This window comes from Halorubrum sp. SD626R, from assembly GCF_001261915.1.
Lineage (GTDB): Archaea > Halobacteriota > Halobacteria > Halobacteriales > Haloferacaceae > Halorubrum.
On record NZ_CVRT01000098.1, the window covers coordinates 1 to 2,769 of the forward strand.

General features: G+C 73.6%; 2 protein-coding genes and 1 pseudogene. All 3 read left to right on the top strand.

Going from position 1 to position 2,769, the window contains the following annotated elements; genetic code table 11:
• Positions 1-1,099, top strand: a pseudogene (locus tag SD626R_RS10620) (anthranilate synthase component I family protein); the annotation flags it as partial.
• On the top strand, positions 1,096-1,743 hold the full coding sequence (locus SD626R_RS10625) for an anthranilate synthase component II (protein WP_092566341.1): 648 nt from the start codon (positions 1,096-1,098) through the stop codon (positions 1,741-1,743). The pseudogene SD626R_RS10620 and the gene SD626R_RS10625, both read left to right, overlap by 4 nt.
• Entirely contained in the window at positions 1,736-2,668 is a 933-nt protein-coding gene (locus SD626R_RS10630) for an aminotransferase class IV (RefSeq protein WP_092566342.1), read from the top strand. The genes SD626R_RS10625 and SD626R_RS10630 overlap by 8 nt, the downstream gene beginning before the upstream one ends.
• Positions 2,669-2,769: the final 101 nt, after the last annotated feature.

A 2,769-nucleotide genomic window follows, 5' to 3' on the forward strand; every position in this document is an offset into this window, starting at 1 on the left:
GCGCGTTCGGCTGGCTCTCCTACGACGTCGCCCGCGAGCTGGAGTCGTTCCCGGCGCCCGCGCCGGCGGGTCCGGGGGCGGTCGACGACCGCGGGCTCCCGCGGCTTCAGGTGGGCGTCTTCGACCGGGTCGCGGCGTGGGAGTGCCCGGTAGACGACGATACGGAGAGCGACGCCCGGTCCGTCACCCTCCGCGTGACGGCCTGTCCCCGGGTTCCCGATGGACTCGACGACCCGACCGCCGACCGCGACGCCCTCGACGCGCTGTTCGACGAGGGGGCGGCGCGGGCCGGCGAGCTGATCGACCGGATCGAGACCGGCGACCCGGGCGTCGGCCCCGCCCCCGACCCGGACGCGTCGACGGCGACCTTCGAGAGCGACGTCGGCCGCGAGGGGTACGCCGAGGCGGTCCGCCGGGTGAAGGCGTACGTCCGCGACGGCGACACCTTCCAGGCGAACGTCTCGCAGCGCCTGCGGGCCCCCGCGGCGCCCGCCTCGCGACGGAGCCCATCGCCGGGACGCGACCGCGCGGGGAGACGCCCGAGGAAGACGACGCGCTGGAGGCGGAGCTGACGGGCGACGCGAAGGAGCGCGCGGAGCACGCGATGCTCGTCGACCTGGAGCGCAACGACCTCGGGAAGGTCTCTCGGTTCGGCACGGTCGAAGTCGCTGAGTACCGCCGCGTCGACCGGTACAGCGAGGTGATGCACCTCGTGAGCCTGATCGAGGGGGAGGCGCGCCCGGACGTGGGCGCCACCGACGCGGTCGCGGCGTGTTTCCCCGGCGGGACGGTCACGGGCGCGCCGAAGCCGCGGACGATGGAGATCATCGACGAGTTAGAGGAGACGCGGCGAGGCCCCTACACCGGCTCGATGCTCGCGGCGGGCTTCGACGGGCGGGCGACGCTCAACATCGTCATCCGCACCCTGGTCCGGCGGGCGACCGAGTACCACCTGCGCGTCGGGGCCGGAATCGTCCACGACTCCGAGCCCGGCGCGGAGTACGAGGAGACGCTCGCGAAGGCGCGCGCGCTGGTGACCGCGGTCGACGAGGCGCTCGCGGCCGGCGGGATGGCGGTCGAAGCGGGTGACGAGCGATGACCGGGACCGTTGACGCCGACGCCGCGGCCGGCTGGCGGCCCGGCGCCGGCGCCGGCGACGCGGACGCGCGGGTGCTCGTCGTCGACAACTACGACTCGTTCGCGTACAACCTCGTCCAGTACGTGGGCGAGGTCGCCGGCGCGGTCGCGGTCCGGCGCAACGACGCGGTCGACCTCGACGGGATCCGCGCGCTCGACCCCGACGGCGTCGTCGTCTCTCCGGGGCCGGGCACTCCCGCGGAGGCCGGCGTCTCGACGGCCGTCTTCGACCTCGACCGCCCGGTGCTCGGCGTCTGTCTCGGCCACCAGGCGCTGTGCGCGAACCGCGGGAGCCGGGTCGGTCACGCCCCGGAGGTCGTCCACGGGAAGCCGTCGACGATCAGCCACGACGGCTCGGGCGTGTTCGCCGGGCTCCCCGACCGGCTCCGGGTCGGGCGGTACCACTCGCTGTGCGTCGAGCGCGCCGACCTCCCGGACGAGCTCGTCGAGACCGCCCGCACGGAGGACGAGCGCGAGGTTGTAATGGGCGTGCGCCACCGCGAGAAACCCCATATCGGCGTGCAGTTCCACCCCGAGAGCATCCTCACGCCGCGGGGGAAGGCGATGGTGGCGAACTTCGCGGAGGTGTGCGAGGCGCATGAGTGAGGAGTCGGACGAGGGCGACGCGGGCGACGAGCTTCGCTACCACGTCGACGGCGAGGTCGTCCCCGCGAGCGAGGCGACCGTCTCGGTCGAGGACCGCGGGTTCGCCTACGGCGACGCCGCCTTCGAGACGATGCGCGCGTACGGCGGCGAGGTCTTCCGGTGGACGGACCACGCCGCGCGGCTCGCCGACACCTGCGAGACGCTCGGGCTCGACCACGGCCTCCCGGACGCGGACCTGGAGGCTCGGATCGACGAGACGCTCGCCGCGAACGGCCTCGTAGACGCCTACGTGAAGCTCTCGGTCACCCGCGGGGTTCAGCCCGGCACGCTCGACCCGAACCCGGAGGTCGATCCGACCGTCGTCGTGATCGCGAAGCCGCTCCCCCGCGGCGGCGTCGACTCGGATCCGGTCCACGGCGGGCCGGCCGCGCTCCAGACGACGAAGACCCGCAAGCCGTCCTCGCGGGCGCTCCCGGCCGACGCGAAGACGCATAACTACCTCAACGGGATCTTAGCCCGGTTGGAGCTCCGGGTCACCGGCGCCGACGAGGCGCTCATGCTCGACCCCGAGGGCAACGTCGCGGAGGGCGCGACCGCGAACGTCTTCTTCGCCGACGGCGCGGCCCTCAAGACGCCCTCCCTGGACGGACCGATCCTCCCCGGCGTCACCCGCCGAACCGTGATCGAGATCGCCGAAGCGGAGGGGATCCCGGTGGAGGAGGGGACGTACGCGCCCGACGCGGTCCGCGGGGCCGACGAGGTCTTCCTCACCAACTCGACGTGGGAGATCCGACCTGTCGAGACGGTCGACGGCCTCGCAGTCGACGGGGACGGCGACGGCGTCGAGGGGCCCCTGACCACCCTGCTCTCACGGCTGTTCGACCGACGCGTGGAGGAGCGCTACTACGACGGCGAGCGGCTGTGAGTCGACGAGTAGCCGCGACCTGTTTATAAGTGATACGCGGTGGCGTGCGCCTCCGAGCGGCCGCCACCGGCGGCCGCGAAGGAGCGCCGCGCGAGGGAGTC

What these genes read in the sequence shown, in the direction of transcription:
- SD626R_RS10630 (WP_092566342.1), top strand. Translation starts at nt 1,736, where the DNA reads ATGAGTGAGGAGTCGGACGAGGGCGACGCGGGCGACGAGCTTCGCTAC.
- SD626R_RS10625 (WP_092566341.1), top strand. Translation starts at nt 1,096, where the DNA reads ATGACCGGGACCGTTGACGCCGACGCCGCGGCCGGCTGGCGGCCCGGC.